General features: G+C 70.4%; 22 protein-coding genes. 8 read left to right on the forward strand and 14 right to left on the reverse strand.

Translation table 11 applies throughout. The features are described 5' to 3' along the window. Positions 1 to 214: 214 nt before the first annotated feature. The 5 genes from V2J18_RS20905 to V2J18_RS20925 all read right to left on the reverse strand — a co-directional run bounded on the left by V2J18_RS20905 (position 215) and on the right by V2J18_RS20925 (position 5,177). Entirely contained in the window at positions 215 to 697 is a 483-nt protein-coding gene (locus V2J18_RS20905) for a GNAT family N-acetyltransferase (protein ID WP_064749102.1), read from the reverse strand. Between the two features lie 202 nt (positions 698 to 899). Next, positions 900 to 1,472 (reverse strand): superoxide dismutase family protein, encoded by a 573-nt coding sequence (locus V2J18_RS20910; protein WP_336132779.1) that lies wholly within the window; start codon positions 1,470 to 1,472, stop codon positions 900 to 902. Between the two features lie 260 nt (positions 1,473 to 1,732). Beyond that, the gene (gene ntrC, locus V2J18_RS20915) at positions 1,733 to 3,136 is read right to left on the reverse strand and encodes a nitrogen regulation protein NR(I) (protein ID WP_336132780.1); all 1,404 of its coding nucleotides are present in this window, start codon (positions 3,134 to 3,136) and stop codon (positions 1,733 to 1,735) included. Then, positions 3,133 to 4,197, reverse strand: a complete 1,065-nt coding sequence (locus V2J18_RS20920; RefSeq protein ID WP_064749105.1) for a two-component system sensor histidine kinase NtrB — start codon at positions 4,195 to 4,197, stop codon at positions 3,133 to 3,135. The genes ntrC and V2J18_RS20920 overlap by 4 nt, the downstream gene beginning before the upstream one ends. A 38-nt stretch (positions 4,198 to 4,235) precedes the next feature. Further along, a complete protein-coding gene (locus V2J18_RS20925) occupies positions 4,236 to 5,177 on the reverse strand; it encodes a LysR family transcriptional regulator (protein WP_336132781.1) in 942 nt (313 codons plus the stop codon). A gap of 150 nt (positions 5,178 to 5,327) precedes the next feature. Between V2J18_RS20925 and V2J18_RS20930 the strand changes: the two genes are divergently transcribed. Together V2J18_RS20930 and V2J18_RS20935 are read left to right on the forward strand one after the other, a co-directional pair. Continuing rightward, positions 5,328 to 5,705 (forward strand): VOC family protein, encoded by a 378-nt coding sequence (locus V2J18_RS20930; protein ID WP_336132783.1) that lies wholly within the window; start codon positions 5,328 to 5,330, stop codon positions 5,703 to 5,705. Then, on the forward strand, positions 5,692 to 6,495 hold the full coding sequence (locus V2J18_RS20935; RefSeq protein WP_064749108.1) for an SDR family NAD(P)-dependent oxidoreductase: 804 nt from the start codon (positions 5,692 to 5,694) through the stop codon (positions 6,493 to 6,495). Before V2J18_RS20930 ends, V2J18_RS20935 begins: the two co-directional genes overlap by 14 nt. A 36-nt stretch (positions 6,496 to 6,531) precedes the next feature. Here V2J18_RS20935 and V2J18_RS20940 read toward each other — a convergent pair whose 3' ends face one another. Beyond that, positions 6,532 to 6,939: a hypothetical protein gene (locus tag V2J18_RS20940; RefSeq protein WP_336132785.1), complete on the reverse strand. Its 408-nt coding sequence runs from the start codon at positions 6,937 to 6,939 to the stop codon at positions 6,532 to 6,534. A 230-nt stretch (positions 6,940 to 7,169) separates the two neighbouring features. On the opposite strand from V2J18_RS20940, the gene V2J18_RS20945 reads away from it, so the two are divergent. Then, on the forward strand, positions 7,170 to 7,892 hold the full coding sequence (locus V2J18_RS20945) for a DUF6058 family natural product biosynthesis protein (RefSeq protein WP_064749110.1): 723 nt from the start codon (positions 7,170 to 7,172) through the stop codon (positions 7,890 to 7,892). A gap of 98 nt (positions 7,893 to 7,990) precedes the next feature. Then, complete coding sequence (locus V2J18_RS20950; protein ID WP_064749111.1) at positions 7,991 to 8,398, forward strand: MmcQ/YjbR family DNA-binding protein; 408 nt, start codon at positions 7,991 to 7,993, stop codon at positions 8,396 to 8,398. A gap of 190 nt (positions 8,399 to 8,588) precedes the next feature. On the opposite strand, the gene V2J18_RS20955 is transcribed toward V2J18_RS20950, so the two are convergent. The 3 genes from V2J18_RS20955 to V2J18_RS20965 form a co-directional block, all read right to left on the reverse strand. Then, positions 8,589 to 10,388, reverse strand: coding sequence for a PLL family lectin (locus V2J18_RS20955; protein WP_141233538.1), 1,800 nt, complete (start codon positions 10,386 to 10,388; stop codon positions 8,589 to 8,591). A 242-nt stretch (positions 10,389 to 10,630) separates the two neighbouring features. Further along, on the reverse strand, positions 10,631 to 13,162 hold the full coding sequence (locus tag V2J18_RS20960; RefSeq protein WP_336132788.1) for a serine/threonine-protein kinase: 2,532 nt from the start codon (positions 13,160 to 13,162) through the stop codon (positions 10,631 to 10,633). A 114-nt stretch (positions 13,163 to 13,276) separates the two neighbouring features. Beyond that, a complete protein-coding gene (locus tag V2J18_RS20965) occupies positions 13,277 to 13,924 on the reverse strand; it encodes an ECF-type sigma factor (protein ID WP_064749117.1) in 648 nt (215 codons plus the stop codon). Positions 13,925 to 14,067: 143 nt separating this feature from the next. Between V2J18_RS20965 and V2J18_RS20970 the strand changes: the two genes are divergently transcribed. Further along, positions 14,068 to 14,838, forward strand: coding sequence for a trans-aconitate 2-methyltransferase (locus tag V2J18_RS20970; protein WP_064749118.1), 771 nt, complete (start codon positions 14,068 to 14,070; stop codon positions 14,836 to 14,838). Positions 14,839 to 14,892: 54 nt separating this feature from the next. Further along, complete coding sequence (locus V2J18_RS20975) at positions 14,893 to 15,936, forward strand: isoaspartyl peptidase/L-asparaginase family protein (protein WP_079248272.1); 1,044 nt, start codon at positions 14,893 to 14,895, stop codon at positions 15,934 to 15,936. A gap of 36 nt (positions 15,937 to 15,972) precedes the next feature. Here the strand turns inward: V2J18_RS20975 and V2J18_RS20980 are convergent, their stop codons facing one another. The 4 genes from V2J18_RS20980 to V2J18_RS20995 all read right to left on the reverse strand — a co-directional run bounded on the left by V2J18_RS20980 (position 15,973) and on the right by V2J18_RS20995 (position 20,686). Beyond that, a complete protein-coding gene (locus V2J18_RS20980; protein ID WP_064749120.1) occupies positions 15,973 to 16,569 on the reverse strand; it encodes an NAD(P)H-dependent oxidoreductase in 597 nt (198 codons plus the stop codon). Between the two features lie 92 nt (positions 16,570 to 16,661). Beyond that, positions 16,662 to 17,492 (reverse strand): DNA alkylation repair protein, encoded by an 831-nt coding sequence (locus tag V2J18_RS20985; protein ID WP_336132792.1) that lies wholly within the window; start codon positions 17,490 to 17,492, stop codon positions 16,662 to 16,664. A gap of 85 nt (positions 17,493 to 17,577) precedes the next feature. After that, the gene (locus V2J18_RS20990) at positions 17,578 to 18,540 is read right to left on the reverse strand and encodes a TerC family protein (RefSeq protein ID WP_336132794.1); all 963 of its coding nucleotides are present in this window, start codon (positions 18,538 to 18,540) and stop codon (positions 17,578 to 17,580) included. A 682-nt stretch (positions 18,541 to 19,222) separates the two neighbouring features. Further along, positions 19,223 to 20,686 (reverse strand): alpha-L-fucosidase, encoded by a 1,464-nt coding sequence (locus V2J18_RS20995; RefSeq protein ID WP_336132795.1) that lies wholly within the window; start codon positions 20,684 to 20,686, stop codon positions 19,223 to 19,225. Positions 20,687 to 21,068: 382 nt separating this feature from the next. On the opposite strand from V2J18_RS20995, the gene V2J18_RS21000 reads away from it, so the two are divergent. Then, a complete protein-coding gene (locus V2J18_RS21000; RefSeq protein WP_336132796.1) occupies positions 21,069 to 22,505 on the forward strand; it encodes an alpha-L-fucosidase in 1,437 nt (478 codons plus the stop codon). Between the two features lie 251 nt (positions 22,506 to 22,756). Further along, complete coding sequence (locus V2J18_RS21005; protein WP_064747408.1) at positions 22,757 to 23,218, forward strand: hypothetical protein; 462 nt, start codon at positions 22,757 to 22,759, stop codon at positions 23,216 to 23,218. 105 nt (positions 23,219 to 23,323) lie between these two features. On the opposite strand, the gene V2J18_RS21010 is transcribed toward V2J18_RS21005, so the two are convergent. Further along, positions 23,324 to 25,066 (reverse strand): DNRLRE domain-containing protein, encoded by a 1,743-nt coding sequence (locus tag V2J18_RS21010; RefSeq protein WP_336132797.1) that lies wholly within the window; start codon positions 25,064 to 25,066, stop codon positions 23,324 to 23,326. Positions 25,067 to 25,611: the final 545 nt, after the last annotated feature.

Consider the following 25,611-nt stretch of genomic DNA (forward strand, 5'->3'; position numbering starts at 1 on the left):
GATCGAAGCCACGCGCCCGCCGCCTGTAGGAGCGGCGTAAGCCGCGACCGCCGCAGCGGCGCGCGTGAGCGCCGCAACCGAAGCCCGGACCCGCGGCGGTTTTGTTCGCTACGCCATGGAGCGCCGGTCTTCGGCAGCATGCGTGGCATCGCGCCGCTTCGGTTGTCGCGGCTTACGCCGCTCCTACAGGAAGCGCCGCCGCACCGGCGATCGCTCAGGTGCCCTGCTCGTAGATGTCGTAGCCCGCGTCGTCCATGCCCATCGCCCGGTAGGTGCGCTGCGCCGCGGCATTGCCGCGTTCGACGTACAGGCGCAGGCCGACCACGCCGGGCGTCGCCCGGGCCAGGGCCGCGACGTGGCTGTGCAGGGCCTGGTACACGCCCTGACGACGATGCTCGGCGGCCACGTACACGCTCTGGATCCACCACCAGTCGCCGTTGCGCCAGTCGCTCCACTCGCGGGTCAGCATCAAGGTGCCCGCAGGCACCGCGATGGTCTCGTGGCCGGCGACTTCGGCCTCGCGCATGGCGACGAAGTAGCGCGCCTTGGCCGGATCGGCCAGGCCGGCGCCCACGCCGGCCTGCACGGTCGGCGGGTCGAGCCGCTTGTGCTCGGTCTCCCAGGCCATCGCGACCATCCAGTCGGCGATCAGGTCGCGGTCGGCGGCGACGGCGTCGCGAATGCGCAATCGGCTCATGGCGGCGTACTCAACATAGCGGGCTAAGGCGGCGGGCTCAGAACAACGTGCTCGGAACAGCATGCCCAGACGGCGAGCTCAGAACAACGCGCCGAAGACGGCGCGGCTCAGCTCGGCATGGCCGATGACGACGCAGCGCACGACAGCCGGTCGCTTCGACCGCCCGGCGCGCGCGGCGCGAATGCCGCGCGCAGTCGCCGGCTCAGCGCGCGATCTTGATGATGCCGCAAGCCAGGCGCGCGCCGGCGTTGCCGGCCGGCTGGCTGGCGTAGTCGTCGGCGGCGGCATGCACGATCACCGCGCGGCCGGCGACGTCGTTGATCGCGCCGCCGCCGAGGGTGACGCCGCTGGCGTGCACATCGACCTTGGCCACGCCCTCGGCGTCGGCGACCAGGTTGTTCATGTCGCCGGCGTGGTGCGGGCCGTGCCCGACCTGCCCGTGCGGCTGGCCGGAAGGATTGAAGTGGCCGCCGGCGCTGCTGGCGTCGGCCGCGCTGCAATCGCCCTTCTCGTGGATGTGGATGGCGTGGCTGCGGTTGGCGCCGAGGCCGCCGATCTCGCCGGTCAGGTGCACACCGTCGCCCATCGGCCGCAGGGTCAGCTTGCCGCTGACCAGGCTGCCGGAGGCCGAGGCCATCACCGCGACCGCGGATTGCGCGGTCGACACCGGCCTGGGCCCCGGCGGCGGCGTGGGCTTCTTGACGGGCTGGCCGCCGCAAGCGGCGAGCGCGAGCGTGGCTACGGCGATCGAGGCGGTGCGCAGGATCGGGAACATGCAATGGCTCCTGTCGGCGCCAACTCGGACGGCGCACGTGCGAGGGGAATTCCGACGCTAGCCCCGGCGGGGTTCAGTGCCGGTGAAACGGATGCCGCAGCGCCGTCGACGCGGCCGCGCCCGCGCGAGCGCCGGCTGCGACAGCGCTGGCGACCGCGACGACGGCAGCAGCGGAACGCTAGTCCGGATTATGTCGGCAGCGGCCGCGCCGGGCCGGACGCGGTTCGCATTCCGCCAAGCGCGGTAAACCGCTGCCCCGCTCACGCGCCGCGCCGGCCCGGGCCAAGCTTGCGCGTCAGCGTATTGCGCCCCAGCCCCAGGCGCGCCGCCGCTTCGGTGCGGCGTCCGCCGGTGTGCTCCAGCGCCGCTTCGAGCAAGGCGTGGTCGAAGCGCTCGCGCGCCTCGGCATGCAGATTGGCGCGGCCCTCGGCCAACTGCGCGCGCACCCAGGCCGACAACTGGAGTTCCCATTGCGTCGCGCCCGCAGTAGGCGCTTCGGCCACGTCCAGCACTTCGTCCAGGTCGGCGCGGGTGAGGGTCTCGCCCGGCGCCAACGCGGCCAGGCGCCAGCACACGTTCTCCAGTTCGCGCACGTTGCCGGGCCAGTCGTGCGCCAGCAGGCGTTCCAGCGCCGGCTTGGACAGGCGCTTGATCGGCGCGGCGAAGCGCGCCGCGGCCGCCGCGAGGAAGCGCTCGGCCAACTGCGGCACGTCGGCGCGGCGCTCGCGCAGCGGCGGCAAGCGCAACCGCACCACGTCGAGCCGGTGCAGCAGGTCGGCGCGGAAGCGTCCCTGCGCGACCAGGTTTTCCAGGTCCTGATGGGTCGCGGCGATCACCCGCACATCGACCCGGATCAGTTCGCGCCCGCCGACGCGGAAGAACTCGCCCTCGGCCAACACGCGCAACAGCCGGGTCTGCAACGGCAACGGCATGTCGCCGATCTCGTCGAGAAACAGGCTGCCGCCGTCGGCCTGCTCGAAGCGGCCGATGTGGCGGCGCTGGGCGCCGGTGAAAGCGCCGGCCTCGTGGCCGAACAGTTCGCTTTCCAACAGTTCGGCCGGAATCGCGGCGGTGTTCAAGGCCACGAACGGCCGCGCCGAACGCGGCGATTCGCGGTGCAGCGCGCGCGCGACCAGCTCCTTGCCGGTGCCGGTTTCGCCGGTGATCAGCACCGACAGCGGCGCCTGCGCCAAGCGGCCGATCGCGCGGAACAGGTTGAGCATCGCCGGGGTGTCGCCGATCAGCGTATCGGCCGGCGCCTCCTCGGCCGCCGCAGGCGCCGGCTCGGGCGCGCCGTTCGCGGCCAGGGTGCGCGCGGCCAGCGCCACCGCCTCGTCCAGATCGAAGGGCTTGGACAGGAACTCCTGCGCGCCGCCGCGGAACGCGCCGGCGGTGCTGGCGACGTCGGTGTAGGCGCTCATCACCACCACCGGCAGCGCCGGCGCGCGCGCTTTCAGTTTCTCCAGCAGTACCAGGCCGCCGTCGCCGGGCATGCGCACGTCGGTGAACAGCAGCTCCGGCGCGCCGCGCGCATCGAGCGCGTCCAGCGCATCGGCGGCGTTCTCGAATTCGTCGACGCGGTAGCCGGCGGCGCGCAGGGCGGTGGCCAGAACGAAGCGGACCGAACGGTCGTCGTCGACGACCCAGATGCGTGCGGCGCTCACGGGCGCGTCTCCTCGGCGCCGCCGTCGATCTGCATCGGCAGCAGCAGGGTGAATACGGTATGGCCCGGTCGCGAGCGATAGGCCAGCGAACCGCGGTGCTCGCGCGAGACCTGCTGCGCCAGCGCCAGCCCCAGGCCGCTGCCTTCGGCGCGGCCCGACACCAGCGGCAGGAACAATTGCTCGGCCAGTTCCTCGGGCACGCCGCGGCCGTCGTCGACGATTTCCAGGCGCAGGGCGATCGGATGCACGCTGTCGGCGATGCGCACGCCGTGCTCGATGCGGGTGCGCAGATGGACGTGGCTGGCGCCGGCTTCGATCGCGTTGCGCACCAGGTTCCACAGCGCCTGCATCAGACGGTCGGCGTCGCCGAAGAACTCCGGCAGGCTGGGGTCGTAGTCGCGCACCAGCCGCACCGCCCAGCCGGCGTCGGCCTCGGCCAGGCGCAGCACGCGCTCGAGCACGGCGTGGATGTTCAGCGGCGCATGCGGCCGCGGCGGGGTCGCGACCAGCAAGCGATCGACCAAAGCGGCGAGGCGCTCGACTTCGCTGTCGATCAGCTCGACCAGCTCGCGCCCTTCCAGGTCGTCGATCCGCCGCCCCAACAACTGCGCCGCGCCCTTGAGGCCGGCGAGCGGATTGCGCAGTTCGTGCGCCAGGCCTTTCAACGAGGCCGACAAGGCCGAAGGCAGCAGCAAGGCCGGGTCGTCGCCGGGGAACTCGTCGACCGGATGCGCTTCCAACAGCCAGCCGCCGGTGTCGCGCCGGCTCAGCCACAGGTCGGCGAAGCGGTCCTCGCCGCCGGCATAGCGCAGGCGCATGCGCCGCATCCGCAGCGGCGCCTCATCGCCGCCGGCGCGCGCCAACGCCCGCGCCAGGCGGCCGTCGTCGTCCGCGTCCAACCCCGCCAAGGGCCAGCCCAACAGGCGCCGCGCGCCGATCCCGAACCAACGCGAGAACGCCAAGTTGCAGCCGGCGATCGCCCCGGCCGGATCGGTCCAGGCCATCGGCGTGGTCAGGCTGTCCTGGCTCAGGTCGGGCGCGGGCTGGGGGTCGGAGGGCATTGCACCATCTTAGTGCAACGGATGGGCGAGGGAGGGGTTCAGGCGCGCTTGCCCTCGGCCCCTTCTTTCATTGCGGGATTCAATTCGTCGGCGAGCTCGGCGAACTGCGCCACCACGTAGTCGACCAGGGCGCGGATGCGCGGGGTGTCGCGCAGATCGGAGTGAAAGCCCAGCCGCACCGAGCGCAGCGGCATGGCCTGCGCCAGCGGCACTCGCCGCAGCGAAGGCTCGCGCTCGCCGAGCAGGCAAGGCAGCACCGCCATCGCCGCGCCGGCACGCACCGCGGCCAGGTGCGCGCGCAAGCCGTTGCAGCGCAGGACCGTGCGCGCCGCGTGCGCCAGCGGCGGCAGCCACTGCTCGTGCGGCACCTCGCCGGCGGCGCGGTCCAGATACGCCACGGCGTGGCCGGCGAAACCGTCGCCGGGCTCGGGCCGGCCGTGCCGCTGCAGATAGTCCTCGGCCGCGTACAGCGCATACGCCGCTTCGCCGATGCGGCGCTCGATCAGGTTCTCCTGGGTGAAAGCGCCGAAGCGGAACGCCAGATCGGCTTCGCGCCGGGCCAGGTTGTAGACCCGGGTGTCGTTGACCAGCTCGATCTCCAGCCCCGGATGCAGGGCGCCGAAACGCGCCAGCATCGGCGCCACCACCTCGTCGCCGAGCCAATCCAGGCTGGTGACCCGGATCTCGCCCGACAGGCCGGTATCGCGCGCGGCGACCTGGCGCTGCACCGCCGCGGCCCCGGAATCCATCTGCTCCAGACCTTCCAGCAGCGAATGACCGAGCGCGGTAGCGCGCAAGCCGATCGCTTCGCGGTCGAACAGCTTCGCGCCCAGCCGCTGCTCCAGGGCCTCCAGCCGGCGCCCGACCGTGGGCTGGCTGGTGCCGAGCGCGCGCGCGGCGGCGCTGAGCGTGCCGTGGCGCGCGATCGCCAATACGGTCTTGAGATCGTCCCAATCGATCGACATCGTCCACTCGCTCATGCGTTTGCGTAGGCCCGGCATACCGAATCGTCGACTGCGATCGCGGCGGCCGCTTCCTAGACTGTCACGACCGCGGCCGCCGACCAAGCCAGCGATGCGACCGAGGTCCGTTTCCTCTTCCGTTTCCTCTTGCGAAAAAGCGAGGCTCGCATGTTGCGGCTCGACCATCTGATCCTGCGCGTCGCCGACCCGACGACGTCCGCCGAGTTCTACCAGCGCACGCTCGGGCTGATCGCCGAACGCGGGGAATCGCCGTTTCTGGCCTTGCGCCTGAGCGAGGACTGCGTGATCGACCTGCTGCCGCAGGCGCCGCACGACCCCGCTCACCTCGCCCTGCACACCGACCGCGCGCGATTCGAGGCGGTGCGGGCGACATTGCGCGCGCTCGGCATCGCCCACGGCGGCGGCCCCTTCGTACGCGACGGCCGGGTCGCGGCGCAGTACGGCGCGCGCGGCTGGGCCGACGCGCTGTACTTCCACGATTCCGACGGCCACAACATCGAGGTGCGGACCTATGAGCCCTGCTGAAGACGCGGGCGCCGCGTCGGCCGGCGCGCCGATCTATCCGGACCTGCGCGGCAAGTCCGCCGTGGTCACCGGCGGCTCGCGCGGCATCGGCGCGGCGACCGCGCTCGCCCTCGCCGGCCAGGGCATGCGCCTGACGATCGTCGGCCGCGACGAGGCCGCGCTGGCCGCCAGCCTGGCCGCGGTCCGCGCGGCCGGCGCCGACGCGATCGCGGTGCGCGCCGATTGCGCGGACGCGGCGCAGACGCAGCGTATGCGCGACGAAGTGCTGGCCCGCTTCGGCGTACCGGACGGCGTGCTCGCCTTCGCCGGCGGCGGCAGCGGCAAACCGGTTCCGGTCCAGGATATCGACGAGCGCGACTGGCGATCGAGCCTCGACCACAACCTCACCGCGACCTTCCTGACCCTGCGCGCCTTCCTGCCCGGCCTGCTCGAACGCGGTCGCGGCAGTCTGCTGACCATGGCCTCGGCCGGCGCGCGCGTCGCCGCCGGGGCACCGGCCGGCTATGCCGCGGCCAAGGCCGGAGTCATCATGCTGACCCGTCATCTCGCCCAGGAAACCGGGCCGCGCGGCCTGCGCGTCAATTGCCTGTCGCCGTCGGCGGTGCTGACCGAGCGCACCCGCGCCCATCTGCCGCCCGAACGGCAAGCGCAGATGCGCGCGGCGTTCCCGCTGCGCCGGCTCGGCGAGCCCGAAGACGTCGCCAATGCCGCGGCCTTCCTGCTCAGCGCCGCTTCGTCCTGGATCACCGGGGTCGTGCTCGACGTCGCCGGCGGACGGGTGATGGTGTGAAAGCCGGCGCCCCGCAACGGCGGCGCCGGCGCCGGGTCAGGGTTGCTTGACCGCGTTGGAAGAGCTGTTGGCGACGTAGATGCTGGTGCAGTTTTCCTGGGTGTCGAAGGTGAATTCGATATAGGAATCGGCTTCGACGGCTTGCGCCGCCGATACCATGGCGGCGTTGTAGGTAATGCAGCGCACGTAGCGGCCGCCCGAGTTCTGCGCCTCGCAGACCGCACCCGCACTGCCCGTGCCGACGGCGCTGATGCCGCAACCGATCACCTGGTTGCCGTCGGCGCTGTTGCGTGCGGTACCGACCATGCCATAGGCGCGGAACGCATGGCCCTGGGGGTTGTTCTCCACTGTCACCGGCACGTTGGACTTCAGGCCGGCCTGGGCCGCGCCGCAGACCGCCACCAGCATCGCCGCGGCCAGCGCGGTCCGGATCGAACGATTCATCGTGTTTCCTCCTTGAAAGCTCTCCGGGATGGAGAGCGTGCCGCACACTGGAGCATGCGTCCGCGACGGCCGCCATCGGCGTTTTCGACCCGTGCAACGGAATGCGGGTGGCGTCGCGCCATCGCCGAGGCGGCGGTCGCAGTCGCGAGGCTTGCGCAGGCGCGCAACCCGGTTCACCCTGCCGTTCCGCTACGCCCGTGCCGGCGTCCGCATCGTTCCTCCGCCTTGCCATGACCGATCTCGACGCCTACCTGCAACGCCACTACCGCTCGGCCGAACAACTGGCCGCCGCATGCGCGACGACACCGCAGACGCTGGCCGAGCTGGTCCGCCACCGGCTGGTGCCCGCGCCTTCGTATTCGGTTTGCGCGCAGGGCCGCCTGCATTCGGCGGCGTTCGGCGAGTTCGCCGACTGCGGCGCGCGCCCGGGCGATTATTTCCATCCCGGCAACGCGGCCTGGGTCGCGCTGGCCCTGCGGGTCTGCGACGACCGCCCCATGCAGGCGGCGCAGGACGAATTGCAGGCGCGGTTCCGCTCCGGCTATGCCGCGGCCCTGCGCGACTGCGACCGCCGCATCGGCCGCTTGCGCGATGCCTTCGACGACAATGGCGAACCGATCGCCGCCGGGCTCGATGCGCGCACCGCCGAGGCGTGGGCGGCGCTCGTCGATGGCATCTACAGCCTGTGCGTGGCCGATCCCTCTTCGGAGCGCGCGATCGCCGAGAAGGAAGTGCTGCAGGAAACGCTGACCGCCCTGCACGCCGACCCGGCCGCGTCGACGTGGCCGGACCAGGAAAAGGCCCGCGTGCGCGGACTGATCGATCGCTATGCCGACGCAGCGATGCCGTTCTCGCCCTTGGAGTACCCGCGCAGCAGCCGCAAACGGCTGGTCGAGGATTTCCGCGCCGCACTGGGAGCCCGAGGAGCCGATTCGCCGCACGACGGCGGTTGAGTCGGCCCCGGCTGGCGCGCAATCCGGCCGGCGCGGTCGCGTTGTCCGTTTGCTACTCTGCCGGGCACTCCATCTCCTCCATCGCGGGTTCTGTCGCCATGGCCGAGCACCCGGAAGTCGCCGCCGCCATCGTCGCCCGCCTCTCGGCGATCTGCCTGGGCCTGCCGGAGGCCTGGCAAGAACGCGCCTGGACCGGCACGCGCTGGATGGTCGGCAAGAAGAACTTCGCCCACGTGGTCGCCATCGCCGAAGGCTGGCCGCCGGCCTATGCCCAGGCCGCCGGGCATCCCGGCCCGCTGACGGTGCTGACGTTCCGCCTGCCGCAGGCGCGCGCGGACGCGCCGCGCTTCAGGCGCGCCCCGTTTTTCCGCCCGGTATGGTTCGCCAACCTCGTCGGCCTCGCCCTGGACGCCGGCACCGACTGGGACGAAGTCGCCGATCTGCTGGCCGAAAGCTACTGCGTGCTGGCGCCAAAGAAGTTGGCGGCGATGGTGGATCGCGGCTGAGTCCGCTGCGGCTCGCGCGGACCGCCTCCGCGCCATCGCACACAGGCGATGGCTTTTCCGTTCACATGACGATATTCGACCGTACCGAACCGGCCGGCACAAGCCGGCTCGGCACAGGCGAGGCTGGAACGGACCGGCTGCGGTTGCAGCCGGTCGTACCGATGGGGCTACAGCGTCGGGCTGCGGGTGTTCATCGCCCCGGCGGCGTCGCCACCGCAGCGTCCCAGTCCAATACGTACCACCACCAGTCGTTGTGCACGCCGCCATAGCTGCCGACGAAGTTGGGGATCTTGCCCAGCCAGTACAGATGCCAGCCGCGGTCGGCGGCGGCGTGGCCATCGGGGAAGCTGCAGCGCGGCCCGCCCCATTTGCTGCAGTCGTTGGTCGTGGTCGCGCCGGTCAGGTCGGGATAACGCTCCCAGTCGTCGCAGGTATTGGTCTCGCGGTGCGGGTTGGTGTAGTCGTAGCCCCACCAGTTGTTGACCGGATCGAACGTCGGCGCGTTGAGGCTGCCGTGGATGTTGCCGCAGGCCGCGGTGCCGACGTCGAAACCGCGCATGGTGAAGCGCTCCAGCGGATTCGGGCCCGGCATCGACGCGGGCGGCGGGCCGTACGTGTTGCGCCACTGGTCGGCGAAACGATGCTGCATCGTGCCCTCGACGCGATGGCCCATGTCCTCGAGCATGCGCTCGGGCTCGCGTTCGTAATTGAAGCCCATGATGTTGAGCTTGACGTTGCATCCGGTCAGCGTGTGCGGAATCGGATCGCCGTTGGTGTCGAAGGCGCCGGGGCCGGTCATGTTGGCCTCCCAGTAGCCGAAGTACGGCCCGCCCCACAGCCACAGTTCGTCGATCTCATAGCGATTGGCGCGCTCGCACACACCGTAGTCGCGCAACGCGGCGACGTAGTCGAAATCCTCTTCGCGCGGGCAACTGTCCGGCTCGTCGGCCAGGCAGCGCTGATAGCGTTCGTCGGTGTAGACCGGGTTGCGGGTGCGCGGCGGGAACGCGTCCAGGCGCAGGTGCTCGGCGATGGTGTACTGCACGACCTGGTCGCTGGCCTGCTCGATGAACTCGATGTACTGCTGCTCCAGCACGCGCGGGTCGCGCCAGCCCATCGCCTGGTTCAGCGGCTGATCGATGCGCTGGCCGTTCAGGCGGTACTCGATGGTCGGGTTGTATTCGATCACCATCACCCGCTTGTGGATCGGCTCGTCGACGCGCGCGTTCGGTGAGCGGCCGACGCCGGCGAACAGGCCGCTGATGTTCTCCCAGGTGTTCCAGTTCGGCTCGGTTCGGCGCAGCACCTGGTTGCCGCAGACCACGAACTGCCGCAGTTTGCCGTCCTGGTACAGGGCCGAGTGGAACGACGTGATCGGGCTCTCCGAACCGCAGGCGCCGTGCACCACCGAACTGATGTCCTCCCATGCCGGCCAGCCGCCGGCGGCGGTCTGGGTACGCCGGTAGAGGCTGCCGCCGCGGACCAGGAACTGGCGCTGCAATCCGTCGCCATAGACCGCAACCGAGAACGAGGCGATCCGGCCGTCGCCGGTGCCGGAAAAGGCGCTGTCGATGTTTTCCCAGGCCTGCCAGGTGTCGGTGCCGGCCTGGATGCGGCGATAGACGCGACCGCCGCGGGTCAGGAACTGGCGCAGCAGGCCGTCGTTGTAGCGCTCGGCGTCGAAGGCGGTGATTTCGCCGGAACCGACCAGGCGGCTGCCGTTGAACGCGGCGGAGATGTTCTGCCAGTCGTTCCAGTTCGGCTCGGTGCGCAGGTAGATGCGGCCGTTCTTGACCAAGTACTGGCGTTGCAGGCCGTCGGCGTACACCGCCGGCGCGAACGAGGACAGGGTGGCCCGGTCCTGCGCAGCAGCCGGAGCGGTCAGCCCGGCGCAGGCCAGGGCCAATGCCGCGGCGATGGCAGGCGCACGGCGGCGGCGATGCGACGTATCGGCCGCGGGAGCGGGGGCGGGTGAAGGCTTGAGACTCATGATCGTGACTCCTCGATGTGGACGACCGCGGCCTCCAGCCGCGGCATCGAGGGGTACGAGCGCAGGCGCCGGAACCTGACATGGCGATCGCGAGGCCGCTCTCTGCCCCACAGGAGGCAGGAGCGGCGCGAGCCGCGGCCGCGATGCATCCGCCGCGGCGCCATTGCCGGGAGCCGACGGGGTCACCAGCCATCGGCGTTGCCGCGCGATCGGCCGCAACGCGGTCGCGGCTGGCGCCGCTCCTACCCCGAGGTACCGCAACGGCGGGACCAGTCGCGACTCAGCCGCGCCCGCCAGGGACGCAGCTCGCCGACCGCGCGCAGCGCCGCGGCGAAGGCCTCGTGCTGGGACGTCGACGGCCGTCGGCGGCATTGTGCATACGCCAAGGCCAGGGCATGGAAACGGGCCGCCGGATCGGATGGAGTGCCCGGCGCGTCGGTGGAGACGGCCGACAAGACGCGCACGGCGGCTGCCAGGTCCGCGGCCGCGGCCGCGCCGGGCACCGCGTCGGACATCGCCATGGCGCTTGCACCGGGCTCGCCGGCGTCTGCGCGAGCGATCCAGGCCAACGCCTGCAAGCCCAGCGCATCGCGTCGCGCCGGCGCCTGCGCCGGCAAATGCGCGGCGTCGCCGCGGATGACCTCGGGCAACCGTGTCAGTGCCGCGTCCACCCGGCCGTCGGCCAGTTCGACCAAGGCCTGCACATACAGCGCATGGCGCAGAAAGCTGTCGTCGGCGCCGAAGTGCGCGCGCGACTGGGCCGCCACGTCGTCCGCCAGCGCGCGCGCTTCGGCCATCCGCGCCTGATCGATCAGCGCCACCGTCAGCACCCGGCGCAGGATCAGCCCGTCGGCGCGGTCGCGGATGCCGCAGGGGCCGATCATTTCCAGCGCCCGGCGCAGGCGCCGCTCGGCGTCGGCGGGACGGTGCTGGTCGATATCGAGCATCGCCAGGTTGCCGAGTGCGCCGTAATGCAGGCGGCAGGCGGCCGGGCGCTGCAGCGCCGCCGCGGTCAATTTCAGTACCTGCCCGTAAGCATCGCGCGCGGTCGGCGCGTCGTCGCGCTCGCTGGCCAGATTGGCGCGCCACAGCTGCAACTGGGTCCCCAGCTCCGGATCGCGCGACGGCCGCTTCGCCGCCAGCGCCAGCGCCGCATCGAGTTCCTGCTGCGCGCGATCGGAACGCTGCAGATGATGCAGATAGCCGATCCGGCGCATCCGGGTCTTGATCAGCGTCTCCGCATCGGCGCCCGGATCGGTCTGCATCAGACCGATCGCCGCCGCCGCAGCGCGGTCGGCCTCTCGCATGCGCCCCAAGGTGGCCCAGGCGCGCGCGTTGGCGGCCAACAACGAGGCGCGCGCGCGCGGATCGCGCTCGCGGTCGCTCAGCAGTTGCTCCAGGCTGGCCGACAGCAGTTCGCGCGCCGACACCTCGCCGCCGTCGGTCTGGCGCGGACGCGCCTGCTTGAACAGGTCGACGAAGTACTCGGCGGTGGCCTCGGCGCGCTCGCGCTGAGCCTCGGCCCGGCCTTGCGCGGCCGTCGCGGCATCGCGCGCGGTGCGGGTCCGAACCAGCTCGCGGTCCAGCCGCTGCAGGTGATAGACCCCGCCCGCGACGGCCAGCGCCAGGCCGGCGGCGGACGCCGCGAACGCCGGCCACTGCCGGCGCAGCAGCCGGCGCAAGCGATACAGGCGGTCTTCGCCGCGCACCGCCACCGGCCGGCGCGCGAGCCAGCGTTGCAGATCCTCGGCCAGCGCGGCGGCGCTGCGATAGCGTTGCGCCGGCTCCTCGGCGCAGGCGCGCGCGGCGATGCAGTCCAGGTCGCCGCGCAGGCGCGCCTGCAATCGCGCCGGCGTGGTCGCGCGTGCGGCCGCCAGCCGCAGAGCCGCCTGTGGATCGCGCCGGCGCAACGCGCGGTAGGCCGCCGCCACGCGCGGCCCCCCGATATCGGTCGCCGCCGGCACGCCGATCAGCAAGGCGCGCAGCAAGCGGCCGAGCTGATAGACGTCGGTGGCGGTGGTGATCGGACGGCCGTCGCGCTGCTCGGGCGCGGCCCAGGCCGGGGTCATCGCCAGGGTCGGCGCCTGCTCGCCCGCGTCGGGCTGCAACTGCTTGGCGATGCCGAAATCCAGCAGCTTGACCCGGCCGTCCTCGTCGACCAGCACGTTGGCCGGCTTGAGATCGCGATGCACGATCAGCGCCCGATGCGCGGCGTCGACCGCCGCGCAAACCTGACTCAACAGCTCGGCCCGTTGCTCTAGGGCGGCCTCGCGCGCATCGCACCACTCGGTGATGGGCGCGCCGCGCACCAGCTCCATCGCGAACCACGGCCGCCCATCGCCGGCGACGCCGCCGTCGTACAAGCGGGCGATCCCCGGATGCTGCAACTGCGCCAGCAGCTCGCGCTCGCGCTGGAACCGCTCGGCCAACGGCGCCAAGCCGCCCCAGATGCACTTCAGCGCGACCTCGCGCTCGAACGCGCCGTCGCAGCGCTTGGCCCGGAACACCTCGCCCATGCCGCCGCGGCCGATCCGTTCCAACACCCGGTAAGGCCCAAGCCGGTGCCCGGGGCCGATGGGATCGGAATCCGCCTCGCCTCCCTGCGCGGCTGTCGTGCCGCCGGTGGCCTGCGCCAACAGGGCCGCGACCCGCACGCGCAAGGCAGGGTCGGCGATGGCCTCGATCCCTGCGGCGCGCCGGGCCGGGTCGGTGTCGAGCAGGGCGCGCAGCTCCAGCAGGGCTTGGCGTTCGAAATCGTCGGAAGCGGCGGACATGGGGTGGGCAGCGATACGCGAATCGGGGGACCGTGCCGCAGGCAACGCGTTGCCGCGCCGCAAGCGGCCATCCGCCCTGCCCGATCCGCCCGCCACGGACGACGCGACGTCGACTCAGTCGGCCAAGCGGTCGCGCAACCACGCCCGCGCCGCGGCCCAGTCGCGATACACCGTGCGCTCTTCCAGCGCCAGCAATCGCGCGACCTCGGCCACGCTCAGGCCGGCGAAGCAACGCAACTCCACCACTTGCGCCAGCCGCGGCTGCAGGCGCTCCAGGGCCCGCAGCGCCTCGTCCAAGGCCGGCAGCGTGGTGTCCTGCGCCATCGGCAGATCCATCGCGCACAGGAACTGGTCGCGCTTCCAGCCGCCGCCGTGCTTGTCGCATGCGGCCCGCCGGGCACGATCGACCAGCAACTGACGCATGATCCGCGCCGCGGTGTTGAACAGATGCCGGCGATCGTCGAAACGCGGCGCCCGTTCGGCGTCGAGCAAACGCAGCCATACATCGTGAACCAGCGCCGTCGGCTGCAAGGTGTCGTGACCGCGATGGCCGCTCAGCTCGCGCCGCGCCATCGCGCGCAGCTCGCGGTAGACATGGGGCAGCAGCGCATCCAGCGCCTGCCGGTCTCCGCCGCTCCAACGCTGCAGGCAGCGAGTGACCTCGTGCTGCGCCGGGTCCGCAGTCGCCGGCGCCTGCTCCGGGTCCCACGCCCGTTCCGCGCCGCTGTTGGCTTCTCGCACTGGTGTTTCCACCCGGTCCATGGGCGCATCTCCGACTGGTCCTTAGGCCAGAACGCGAATCGCGCGGCATGGCGGCCGTCGGCGCGATGCCGACTCGGCCGCATCGGCACAGTGCCCGCGCGGCGGCTGGGTATAGTGCAAGAAATCGTCGATGGAGCCGCCGCATGTGGGATCCGGACAAATACCTCGATTTCGCCGACCTGCGCGGGCGACCGTTCTTCGATCTGATCGGGCGCATCCGCGCCGAGCGGCCGCGGCGGGTGGTCGACCTGGGCTGCGGGCCGGGCAACCTGACTCTGGCCCTGGCCGCGCGCTGGCCGCAAGCGGTGCTGGAAGCCAGCGACAGTTCGCTGGAGATGGTGCAGGCCGCGCGCGCGGCCGGGGTCGCCGCCGAACGGCTCGATGTGCGCGATTGGCGGGCCCAGGCCGATACCGACGTGGTCGTGTCCAATGCGGTGCTGCAATGGGTGCCGGAACATCGCGAGCTGCTGCGGCGTTGGGCGCGCGAACTGCCGCGCGGCGCCTGGCTGGCGGTGCAGATGCCGGGCAACTTCGACGCGCCCTCGCACCGGCTGGTGCGCGAACTGGCCTCCGCTCCGGCCTGGGCCTCGCAGTTGGACGGGCTGGCGTTGCGCGGCGACGGCACGGTCGATGCGCCGCGCGATTACGCCGAATTGCTGGCCGATGCCGGTTGCGAGGTCGATGCCTGGGAAACCACCTATGTACAGCGCCTCAGCGGCGCCGACGCGGTGCTGGAGTGGATCAGCGGCACCGCGTTGCGGCCGATCCGCAACGCCCTGGACGACGCCGGCTGGCAACGCTTCCGCGACCAACTCGCGCCGCGCCTGCGCGCGGCCTATCCCGCGCGCGCCGACGGCAGCACCTGGTTCGAGTTCAGGCGCGTGTTCGCGGTCGCACGCACCGGCGCGGACTGAGCGCGCGCGGCGGCCTATGATGGCGGCTCCCGCCTGCCCCGCCCGGAGCCGCCGATGAAGCCCGCTGTCCGTCGCCGTTGTCTCGCCCTGATGCTGGCACCGACCGTGTGGCTGGGCCTGGCCCACGCCGCGGGACCCGCGCCGGTGCGGCCGGTGCTGGTGATCCACGGCGGCGCCGGAGTGATCCGCGCCGGCATGGACCGCGCCGAGGAAGACGCCGCGCGCGCCGCTCTGGCGCAGGCGCTGCGCGCCGGCCAGGCCGAGCTCGCCGCGGGCAAGCCTGCGCTGGACGCGGTGGTCGCGGCGATCACCGTGCTCGAGGATGCGCCGATGTTCAACGCCGGCCGCGGCGCGGTGTTCACCCACGACGGCAAGAACGAGCTCGACGCGGCGCTCATGGACGGCAGCGGCCGCCGCGCCGGCGCCATCGCCGGCGTGCACCGGGTCAAGAATCCCATCGTGCTGGCGCGCGCGGTGATGGACAAGTCCAGACACGTGATGATGGTCGGCGACGGCGCCGAAGCCTTCGCCCGCGAACAGGGCCTGCCCCTGGTCGATCCGTCGTATTTCCGCACCGAGAAGCGCTGGCAGCAATTGCAGAAGGCGCTCAAGGAAGAAGCCGCCGGCCAGGCTCACGCCGACGTCGAAACCGCCAAGCATTTCGGCACCGTCGGCGCGGTCGCGCTCGACGCCCAGGGCCGGCTCGCCGCCGGCACCTCGACCGGCGGCATGACCAACAAACGCTACGGCCGGGTCGGCGATTCGCCGATCATCGGCTCCGGCACCTATGCCGATGCGCGCTGCGCGGTGTCCGGCACCGGCTGGGGCGAGTACTACATCCGCGCCGTCGCCGCCCACGACATCTGCGCGCGCGTCGCCTACGGCAAACAGGACCTGCGCGAAGCGGCCGAGTCGGTGATCAATCGCGAGATTCCCGCCGCCGGCGGCAACGGCGGCGCGATCGTGCTCGGCGCCGACGGCCGCTTCGCCCTGCCGTTCAATACCGAGGGCATGTACCGCGGCTGGATCGACGCCAAGGGCGAACCGCAGGTGGCGCTGTTCAAGGACGACGAACTGGCCGGCCCGGCAGCCGACTGAGCGCGGCCGCGCCGGCGACGACGCGACGAGGTTCGCTCAAGCCGGCAGCGCCGCCTGCGCCACCAGGGCCTCGACCTCGGCGCGCCACCCAGCGCGTTGCGCTTCGTCGCTGGCCGCCACCGGCCCGTACATGCGCCGGATCACGCTGTCGACGCCGCACAGGCCGAACACGCAGCGCGCCCAGATCGCCTGCAAGGGGTCGCCGAACACCGCGGCCTCGCGCTCGGCCGGCGTGTTGGACGTGTTGAACACCAAGGCATGACGCGCGCGCAGCAGCCCGGTCGGCACACCGTCCCAGGACGTGCCGACCGGGTAGCCGTAGGCGGTATCGAGACGGAACACGCGGTCGATCCAGCCTTTCAGGATCGCCGGCGGTTGTCCCCACCAGTTCGGGTGGAAGATCAGGATCAGATCGGCCCGAGCCAGTTCGGCGCAATGGCGTTCGACCAGGGCGTCGTCGGAGGCGGTGTTGCCGCTCTCGCCGGTTCGCTGCACCGGATCGAAACCCTCCGCGTACAGATCGTGCCAGTCGATCGCATACCCATGCGCCTGCAAAATGCCGCGCGCGGCGTCGGCGAGGGCATGGCTGAAGCTGGCCGGACTGGGATGGGCGACGACGAGACTGGCGTGCATGGCGGGCGCGGGCGACGAGGGAGCTCGAACCTAGCCGGATCGGCGACCGTCGCGCCAGCGACAGCTGTCATATCGAACGCCTGCAGCGGCGCTCAGCCTTTGCCCGCAACCCGGCGCGCGACCGTCTCGCTGCCCAGTTCGCGCAAGGCGTCCTTGCCGATCCAGCGCGGCGCGGCGTCCGCCGACTGCGCCAGGCGCTGCGCCACCGCGAGCGCGGCCTGGCGCAAGGCGGGATTGCGCTTGCCGATCTGGCGCAACGCCCAGTTGACCGCTTTCTTGACGAAGTTCCGCCCATCGCCGGCCTGGGCCTCGACCAGGACCAGGCCGCGCAGGAAGGCTTCGTCGCCGGCGGCCTTGTCGTGCACGGCCTTGGCCGCGAGCAAGGCGAACGCGGCGCGACGCACGAACTCGTCCCGGCGCGGCGCCCATTGCGCGATCTTGCGCCAGGCCCAGGGGCTGGGCTCGAACAGGTTGGAACAGACCGTGTCGCACAGCGCCCAGTTGTCGAACTCGCGCGCCCAACGGTCCATCTGCGCCGAGCTCAGGCTCGCGGGATCGTCGAGATAGGCCGCGAGCAGGCGCGCCTCGTGCCAGCCGCTGTCCCACAGCGCCGCGGCGAGCGCGCGATCGCGGCCCAGGCGTTTGGCCAGGGCCTGGATCTGCCCCATCCGCACGCCGAAGGCGCGCTCGCTGGGAATGCCGAAACGCGCCATGCCGGCGCGGTCGTCGGCGCTGCCGGCCGCGCGCAACACTTCGAGCGTCTGCGCCAGCCGTTGCGGCAAGGGCTGCGCAGAGAACGCAGCTTGCGCGGACTTGCGCGCTGCGTTCTTGCCGTCGGTTGGCCGGCGCGGCGCCGGCTCCGCCATCGCCCGCGGCTTGGCTGCGCTGCGATCGGGAATTTGCTTGTTCGCGGTCCTGGCCATGGCGTCTGCGCTGCGCGACCGCAACCCGGCGGCCGCGGCGCCAATGTACCCATCGGCGCCGCAACCCGCCATCGCGACGCAGCGGTCAGCCCGCGCCCGGCTCGTGCTTGGCCGGACGCAGCAGACTGGCGACTATCGAGCTGCCGATGATCAGCGCCACGCCCAGCAACGAGACCAGGATCGGAATCTTGTACACATCGATCAGCAGCATCTTCACGCCGATGAAGACCAGCACCACCGCCAGGCCATAAGGCAGCAAGTGGAATCGGTCGGCCATGCCCTGCAGCAGGAAGAACATCGCGCGCAGGCCCAGCACCGCGAACACGTTCGAGGTCAGGACGATGAAGGGGTCTGAGGTGATGGCGAAGATCGCCGGGATCGAGTCGACCGCGAAGATCACGTCGGTGACGCCGATCAGCACGATCACCGCGAACAGCGGAGTGAACCAACGCCTGCCGTCGCGCAGGATCGACAGCTTGTCGCCGCTGTACTCGTGGGTCAGGCGCAAGTGGCCGCGCATCCAGCGCAGTACCGGGTTGCGTTCCAGGTCCGGCGCCTTGCCCGCGGCCAGCAGCATCTTGATGCCGGTGATCACCAGGAACGCGCCGAACACGTACAGCACCCAATGGAACTTGGCCAGCAACAACGCGCCGGCGAAGATCAGTACCGTACGCAACGCGATCGCGCCGAGGATGCCGATCACCAGCACCCGCTGGCGCTGCTCTTCGGGCACGGCGAAGTAGGAGAACAGCATCAGGAAGACGAAAATGTTGTCGACCGCGAGCGACTTCTCGACCAGATAGCCGGTCAGAAATTCGAGCCCGATCTGGTTGCCGACTTCGGCGCCGGACTCGCGGCTCACGTACCACCACAGGCCTGCGTTGAACACCAGGGCCAGGGCGATCCAGCCCACGCTCCACCAGGCGGCTTCCTTGAAGGTGACTTTGTGAGGGCCGCCGTGGCGCATCAGCACCAGATCGACGAGCAGGGCGGCGACGACGAAGGCGAGGAAAACGCCCCAGAGCATCGGACTGCCGATGGTTTGCATGTGAATCTCCCGGAAAGAATGACGGCACGGCCGCTGCCGCGAAACGTCGTCCGGAAAGATCGGGAGACGCACCTTCGCCGCTGGCGGCGAAGGTCTTGCTCGCATCCCGGCCGACATGGACCGGGACGCCCGTCGCACCGGGGTCGTGGACCCGTAATGACGATACGACAGCGGGAGCTACTCCCCTTCTGTCGGGCACGATACCACGCATACGGCTGAATTTCCGTTCAGCTTGGCGCCGAGGCCTGTCGACGGCCGTGAAGCGCCGGCCAGGATTACGTGTACAGCGGCATACCGTTGTAGTCGTTGCCGTTGCCGTGAAGCGCTTGGCGTCGCATCGAACTTGCGAGAACGCCCTGACGCCCCGGAGGGCGGCCCGCAGGGAGGCGAGCCGTGCGCAGCCCAGGGAGGGCCGGTGCGGAGCAGTCCCGCGAAAGCTACGTCCCATAACGGCTTTTGATCCGAAACCGCCATGGCGTTTTCTTTGGTTACTTTTGACCGAGAGCTTTTTAGCCTTCGAACGGCAAACGGCGCGAGGCCGTAAGAACGCGGTCGCGGCTCACGCCGCTCCTACAGGGGGACAGGACAAAGACGCGGCGAAAGTTAAAGATGGCGGTCGCGGCTTGCGCCGCTCCTACGTCCCGCGACGGCTTCGAGCTTAGATCGATAGCGAAGGCATCGATTACTCCGCACGTCCCGCAGTCGCGCTGCGGTATAGCCCCACCGCGCTCAGGCGCGGGGTGTCGTAGGCGTGTTCGATGGTCAGCCGGACCCGCCGCGCACGCAACGGGTCGAAACGCTCCAGGCGCTTGTGACCGATGGTCGTGCCCCACGCGAACGGCTGCCAGCGTCCCTGGAGCCAACGCTCGAGGCGGTAGTTGGCGATGTGCTGGCCGCAGGCGATGGCTTCCTGCAGGCACAGCGTGTCGAACTCCATCTCTTCGGCGGACTCGAACTCGATCCAGGCCGTACGCGCATCGGCCGGGGCGCTCCAGAACGTGTCCGGATCGGCCTCCAGCACACGCTCGGGCGCGTGCCGGCGCACATTGCCACTGGCGCGCACGCGCGCGCCGGCCAGCCGATTGCCCGCGCCGAACGTCGCCTCGCGCAAGCGAGCGAAACCGGCCAATGCCGCCACGTCGGCCTCGTGAAAGCGCCCGGCGCGGGTCGGCGGCACGTTGAGCAGCAGCTTGCTGTTGCGCCCGACCGAAGCGAAGTACAGCGCCAACAACTGTTCCGGGGTACGCACCTTGGCGTCCTCGGCTTCGTGCCAAAACCAGCCCGGCCGGATGGATACGTCCGACTCGCCCGGGCGCCACGCCGAGCCGTAAGGGTCGCCCTGCTGCAGCGCGTCGCCGCCCCAGGGACGGTCGAAGCCGGCCTGCGGCACGCGCGCCGGGTCGACCGTCGACCAGCAGGTGTGGCCGGCGATGCCGCGCTCGTTGCCGATCCAGCGCACGTCGGGCCCAGCGTCGGAGAATACGATCGCCTGCGGCTGCAACTCGCGCACCGTGCGGTGGATGCGCGGCCAGTCGTAGGCCTGGCGCTTGCCGTTCGGCCCCTCGCCGTTGGCGCCGTCGAACCAGACCTCGTGTACCGGGCCGTAGCCGGTCAGCAATTCGGTAAGCTGGGCGATGTAGAAATCGTCGTAGTCGCGGCCGCTGCCGTAGCGCGGCTCGTGCCGGTCCCAGGGCGAAAGGTAGAAGCCGATCGCCAGGCCTTCGGCGCGGCAAGCATCGGCGAACTCGCGCACCACATCGCCGCGGCCCTCGCGCCAGGGGCTGCGGCGCACGCAGTGCTCGGTGGTCGCGGTCGGCCACAGGCAGAAGCCGTCGTGGTGCTTGGCGGTGAGAATCAGGCTACGAAAGCCGCCGGCTTTCGCAGCGCGCGCCCATTGCCCGGCATCAAGATCGGTCGGAGCGAACACCCACGGGTCTTCGTCGCCCTCGCCCCACTCGCGGTCGGTGAAGGTGTTGATGGTGAAGTGCACGAACATCGACAGCTCATCGCGCTGCCAGGCCAGCTGCTGCGGCGTGGGACGCGGGCGCGCGACGGGCGTGGCCGCTGCGCCCGCTGCCGCCAGCGTCGGCGCGGTCGCGGCGAGCGCCGAGGCGGAAGTAGCGAGCAGGAAGCGGCGACGGTCCATGGCGATGAGGTGCGAGCTGGCGGACGTTCGAGTCTAGTGACGGGTGCCACCCGCGCAAGCTTTGTCGCGATTGGATTTATTTGGATGGGTTTGGATTTTTTGCGGCTTCTTAGAGCGAGGAACCGGTTCGACGGAATGGCTGCGACTGTGGCTTGTCGCGCGCCGCCTGCTGATCGCCGTCGCGTCATTCGTCGCGCCCTCTTAAGATCGGCGCAGGCGTCTTGCGCGGCACGAAGTCCGTTGCGAACGGCGGCGCGGTGGATTCGCTGCTTGGCGCCGACGACCGCAAGGCGAATTATCGCGTCCCTTTCGAATCGACAGAGCGGTTGACCGCGCCCTGCGCACTCTGCTGGACTGCCGCGACCCGCCGTGGAGAGTCCCGATGTTTTCGATGCCCTCGCCGCGCGCAGCGCTGGCTCCCGTCCTGATCGCGCTGGCCGTTGCGGCCGCGCCGGCCGCGGCCGTGCCGCCCCCCGCCGTCGCAGCGCCGACCGAATCGCAGGCCGCCTTCGATGCGCGCATGCGTTGGTGGCGCGAAGCGCGCTTCGGCATGTTCGTGCACTGGGGCCTGTACTCCGGCGCGGCCGGACGCTGGAACGGCGTACCCGTCAAGGGTTCGGCCGAGTGGATCCAGCGCAACGCGCATGTGCCCGCCGACGAGTACGCGCGGCAGATGCTGCCGCTGTTCAAGCCCCAACCCGGCTTCGCCCGCGAATGGGCGCGGCTGGCCAAGCGTGCCGGCGCGCGCTATCTGGTGTTCACCAGCAAGCATCACGAAGGCTACGCCCTGCACGACAGCGCGGTGAGCCGGTTCGATGCCAAAGACACGGTAGACCGCGACCTGGTGCGCGAGATAGTCGACGCCGCGCGCGCCGAAGGCCTCAAGGTCGGCCTGTACCACTCGGTGATCGACTGGCACCATCCGGCGTATCCGTATCGCGACTTCGCCCGCCTCGAGCAGCCGCTGCCGCATCCGCTGGAAAAGGCCGTGCCGGCCGACGATCCCGATTACGACCGGCGCGCGAACCTGAAGGCCTACCAGGATTTCCTGCAGGCGCAGGTACGCGAATTGGTCGATCGCTACGGCCCGATCGACGTATTGTGGTGGGACTACTCCAACCCCGGCGCCGAAGGCGAAACCTGGCGCGCGACCGAGCTGATGGCGATGGTGCGCAAGGCTCAGCCCGGCATCGTGATGAACAACCGACTTTACCGCTCGCTGGGCTATGACGACCCGCAGGGAAGCCTGCGCTGGTTCGACCGCGCGCACGGCGACTTCACCACGCCGGAGCAGGCGGTGCCGGCGCAGGGCGTGCCCGGCGTCGATTGGGAGGCCTGTCTGACCATGAACGGCACCTGGGGTTATAGCGCGCTCGACCACGACTGGAAATCCAGCCGCGAACTGATCCGCACCCTGGTCGATACCGCCAGCAAGGGCGGCAATCTCTTGCTCAACATCGGACCGCGGGCCGACGGCAGCGTGCCGGAGGAAAGCGCGGCGCGCATGCGGGCGATCGGCGACTGGCTGCGTCGCAACGGCGATGCGATCTACGCCAGCCGCGCCAATCCGCTGCAGCCGGTGGATTGGGGACGCATCACCGCCGGCGCCGACGGTCGCTTGTTCCTGCATGTGTTCGACCGGCCCGCCGACGGCGAACTGCGTCTGCGCATTGCCGGCGCGCAGTACGCGCGCCTGCTCGACGGCGGCGCCGTGCTGGACACCCGCCGCGACGGCAACGAGTTGGTGATCGTGTTGCCGCCGCGCCTGCCCGACGCCGACGCCACGGTGATCGAGCTGCGCGCGCAAGCCAACCGCTGAGCGCCGTTCGTCAGACAGTGCGGCCACATTGTTCATCTACCTGATCCGTGCCTCGTTCTTGAGGTGTCGCGGCGCGGCATGGATCTGCCGCAGGGCGGCAACCGGTCATTCTCGATGCTATGGAGATCACGCATTGTGCGCGATAGGCATCTAGAAATTACCCTTTTAATTCAACTTCTTAGGAATTTTTTCATCACGCGGCGTTGACATACCCCCCACATAAATAACGGGGACGTCAGGGGGCGTCATCAATGAAAAACATCGAGGTGTTCAGTATCGCCACGGCGCGGATCTGCGCCGCGGCGCTGGAGCAGCATCCCGTCGTAGCGCGTTTCAATGCCGAAGAATCGGCCCGGCACCTTCCCGGCCTGGATCCGAACAATCGCGAGGCGATGGCCGCCGCGGTGTTGGCCTGTGGGGCGACGTTCGAGTGGCTGTTGGACGAGGGGTATCTGCGCAGCGGCGCCTGCGTCAAAGAGTCCTTGAACGGCGTCGCCTTCGTCCATGTCGCCTTGCGTTACCGGCTGACCGAGAAGGGGCTGGCAGTGCTCGGCACGCACGCCAACACCGCCGAAGAGAGCAAGACCATCGGCGAGCGCTTGGTCGCCGCGGTCAAGCTCGGCGGCGCCGAACGGATCAAAGAGTCGGTCAAGCTGATGATCGGCGCCGGTGCCGGCACCAGTACGCGGCCGGCCTTGCCGGCCTACGGCTGACCGGCCGAGCGCCAGCACCGCAATGCCATCGCCACTTCGCAGCGGACGACCCTGGGGTCGTCCGCTGCGGCCGCCGTGGCGGCAGGCCCCTGCTCGGGCGACGCCTCAGGGCGTGTAGGTCAGCAGCAGCTGCGGCGCGCTGGCGCCTTCGCGCGAGGACCAGTCGACGCCGTCGGTGACGCCGGACGCCGGCATCAGAATCACGCCGTGGTTGGCGACGCTGCCGTTGGCCCAGTTCTTCACCAGTTGCAGGCCGGCGGCATTGAGGTTGAGGTACTGCGTGCCGGTCGCGCTGGGCACGAAGGAGCCGAGCTTGCTGCCGAGCGTCGCGCCGCTGTAGGTCGCATTGCTCTCGGTCCAGGCGGCGGTGACTTGGTACAGATCGTAGCTGCCGGTGGAACGGTCGGAAACCTGTAGCTTGAGCTGCGCCGACTGCAGGTTCAGCCCGGCCGCGGAGGAGACGTTCCAACCCATCAGCCCGCGCAACTGCTGACCGCCGTCGCTGCCGTCGGCGTAGAGCACCGCGGTATTGACCCGGCTGCCGCCGGATTTGACCGTCACGTCGCGCACCGCATTGAGCGTCAGCGAGGACGGCGGGGTGCTGTTCTTGTTGCAGGTGCCGGTGAAGTGATCGGTGTAGCTGCTGCCGGCGCGCGGCACGAAATCGCCGGTGTAGCCGGTCGCGGTCAGGGTCAGCTTGAGCACGCCGTGGGTGCTGTCGTTGCTGGCCTCAAGCAGCGAATGGCTGCCGCCGATGTCGTAGAACGAGCGCCCGCCGGTGCCGACCAGCACCTGGCGGATGCCGTCGGCGGCCGGCTGCTGGCTGGGGTTCATCTTGGCGTAGCGCTGGTAATTGTGGTCGTGGCCGACCAGCACCAAGTCGGCCTTGGCCGCGTACAGCGCATCCCAGAACGGCTTGACCTGGCTGTAGCCGCTGTAGCTTCCGCGGCTGAGCAGCGGGTGATGGAAATAGGCCGCGGTGCAGGGCTTGGTGTTGGCGGCGAGGTCGGCCTTGAGCCAGTTGATCTGGGTGGTGGAGACGGTGCCGCCGGTCATGGTGTTGAGGGCGATGAAGTGCCAGTCGCCGACGTCCCAGCTGTAATAACCCTTGCTGCGATCGCCGGCCGGACCGGTCTGGTTGCCGACGCCGTTGAAGTAGTCGAAGTAGCCGCTGGCGCCGCTGGTGTAGTACTCGTGATTGCCCGGCGACGGGCTGGTCAGGGCCTTGAAGCGACCCCAGGTCGGCGCGTAGCGGTTGTTGAACTCGCTCAGCGTACCGCTGTCGTAGGCGTTGTCGCCGGCGGTGAATACCGCGGTGGGGTTGATCGACACGATCAGGTCCGAAGTGCCTTTGCAGGCGGTGCCGCTGGTGTCGCAGATGTCGCCGGCACCGGCCACCACCACGCTGGCCAGGTTCAACGGCACCGCGCTGTAGTCGTAGCGGTCGAGCTGGAAGCCGCTGTCGGGCTGGCTGAAATACGGCTTGATGTCGACGCATTCGCCGCGCAGCGCGCGGGTGGTGAAACTGCGGTCGTTCCAGTGCCGGCCTTCGAACACCAACCGGTCGCCGCCGCTGCTGCTCAGCACCAACGAGTCGTAGCCGGACAGCTTGAGCTCCTTGAAGCCCAGGCGCAGCCACTGGGCCCCGGTTTCGCAGACCCGGCCGGGCATCGTCGCCGCCGCCAGCGGGGTCGCCTTGGCCGCCTGCACCGGCTTGCTGTGGGTGCTGTCCTCGGACAGCTGCAGGGTGCGCTGCGCGGCGTGCGCCGGCGCGCCGGCGAGGGCTCCGCCGATCAAGGCGGCGGCGATCGCGGCGCCGATCGGCGCGCGCTGGAGGATGAGGTTCACTGGCTGTCTCCGGATGACGGTGATGGCGGGCGTCCGCGACCCGTTCGGGTCGCGATGGTTGCGGAGTTTGGCCGGAAAATCGCTACACGATTGCGACGGAAATCGCGTCGATTGCGGATACTCGTGAGGCTGCCGTCACAGCTTGCCGCGTCGTCCGACCAACGGTCGGCAAGTGCGCGGCGGGGACGCGTCGAAACAGAACACGACGGCGCCGTAGCGGCGCGAGTTCACGCGCGGACGACCCGAGAACGACGAACGCGGCCTTGATTCTTACACGCGCGCAGTGGCCACCGCTTACGCAGCGCCCGCCTCCGCCCACGGCCGCGCGGAGCCTGCCGTTGCCGTGAAGCGCTTGGCGCCGCTTCGATCTCGCGAGAACGCCCTGAAGCCCCGGAGGGCGGCCCGCAAGGAGGCGGGCCGTGCGCAGCCAGGCCAGGGAGAGACTGTGCGGAGCAGCCAGGCGAAAACCTCGTCCCATAGTGGCTCTTGATCCGAAACCGCCATGGCGTTTTCTTTGGTTACTTTTGACCGTAGGAAATCCAGTA

Origin of the sequence: Lysobacter firmicutimachus, from assembly GCF_037027445.1 — a bacterium.
In the GTDB taxonomy this organism is placed as follows: domain Bacteria; phylum Pseudomonadota; class Gammaproteobacteria; order Xanthomonadales; family Xanthomonadaceae; genus Lysobacter; species Lysobacter firmicutimachus.

What these genes read in the sequence shown, in the direction of transcription:
- V2J18_RS20985 (WP_336132792.1), bottom strand. Translation starts at nt 17,492, where the DNA reads ATGGCCAGGACCGCGAACAAGCAAATTCCCGATCGCAGCGCAGCCAAG.
- V2J18_RS20950 (WP_064749111.1), top strand. Translation starts at nt 7,991, where the DNA reads ATGGCCGAGCACCCGGAAGTCGCCGCCGCCATCGTCGCCCGCCTCTCG.
- V2J18_RS20925 (WP_336132781.1), bottom strand. Translation starts at nt 5,177, where the DNA reads ATGAGCGAGTGGACGATGTCGATCGATTGGGACGATCTCAAGACCGTA.
- V2J18_RS20920 (WP_064749105.1), bottom strand. Translation starts at nt 4,197, where the DNA reads ATGCCCTCCGACCCCCAGCCCGCGCCCGACCTGAGCCAGGACAGCCTG.
- V2J18_RS20940 (WP_336132785.1), bottom strand. Translation starts at nt 6,939, where the DNA reads ATGAATCGTTCGATCCGGACCGCGCTGGCCGCGGCGATGCTGGTGGCG.
- V2J18_RS20930 (WP_336132783.1), top strand. Translation starts at nt 5,328, where the DNA reads ATGTTGCGGCTCGACCATCTGATCCTGCGCGTCGCCGACCCGACGACG.
- V2J18_RS20990 (WP_336132794.1), bottom strand. Translation starts at nt 18,540, where the DNA reads ATGCAAACCATCGGCAGTCCGATGCTCTGGGGCGTTTTCCTCGCCTTC.
- V2J18_RS20960 (WP_336132788.1), bottom strand. Translation starts at nt 13,162, where the DNA reads ATGTCCGCCGCTTCCGACGATTTCGAACGCCAAGCCCTGCTGGAGCTG.
- V2J18_RS20945 (WP_064749110.1), top strand. Translation starts at nt 7,170, where the DNA reads ATGACCGATCTCGACGCCTACCTGCAACGCCACTACCGCTCGGCCGAA.
- V2J18_RS20980 (WP_064749120.1), bottom strand. Translation starts at nt 16,569, where the DNA reads ATGCACGCCAGTCTCGTCGTCGCCCATCCCAGTCCGGCCAGCTTCAGC.
- V2J18_RS20935 (WP_064749108.1), top strand. Translation starts at nt 5,692, where the DNA reads ATGAGCCCTGCTGAAGACGCGGGCGCCGCGTCGGCCGGCGCGCCGATC.
- V2J18_RS20965 (WP_064749117.1), bottom strand. Translation starts at nt 13,924, where the DNA reads ATGGACCGGGTGGAAACACCAGTGCGAGAAGCCAACAGCGGCGCGGAA.
- V2J18_RS20910 (WP_336132779.1), bottom strand. Translation starts at nt 1,472, where the DNA reads ATGTTCCCGATCCTGCGCACCGCCTCGATCGCCGTAGCCACGCTCGCG.
- V2J18_RS20995 (WP_336132795.1), bottom strand. Translation starts at nt 20,686, where the DNA reads ATGGACCGTCGCCGCTTCCTGCTCGCTACTTCCGCCTCGGCGCTCGCC.
- V2J18_RS20970 (WP_064749118.1), top strand. Translation starts at nt 14,068, where the DNA reads ATGTGGGATCCGGACAAATACCTCGATTTCGCCGACCTGCGCGGGCGA.
- V2J18_RS21000 (WP_336132796.1), top strand. Translation starts at nt 21,069, where the DNA reads ATGTTTTCGATGCCCTCGCCGCGCGCAGCGCTGGCTCCCGTCCTGATC.
- V2J18_RS20975 (WP_079248272.1), top strand. Translation starts at nt 14,893, where the DNA reads ATGAAGCCCGCTGTCCGTCGCCGTTGTCTCGCCCTGATGCTGGCACCG.
- V2J18_RS20955 (WP_141233538.1), bottom strand. Translation starts at nt 10,388, where the DNA reads ATGAGTCTCAAGCCTTCACCCGCCCCCGCTCCCGCGGCCGATACGTCG.
- V2J18_RS21005 (WP_064747408.1), top strand. Translation starts at nt 22,757, where the DNA reads ATGAAAAACATCGAGGTGTTCAGTATCGCCACGGCGCGGATCTGCGCC.
- V2J18_RS20905 (WP_064749102.1), bottom strand. Translation starts at nt 697, where the DNA reads ATGAGCCGATTGCGCATTCGCGACGCCGTCGCCGCCGACCGCGACCTG.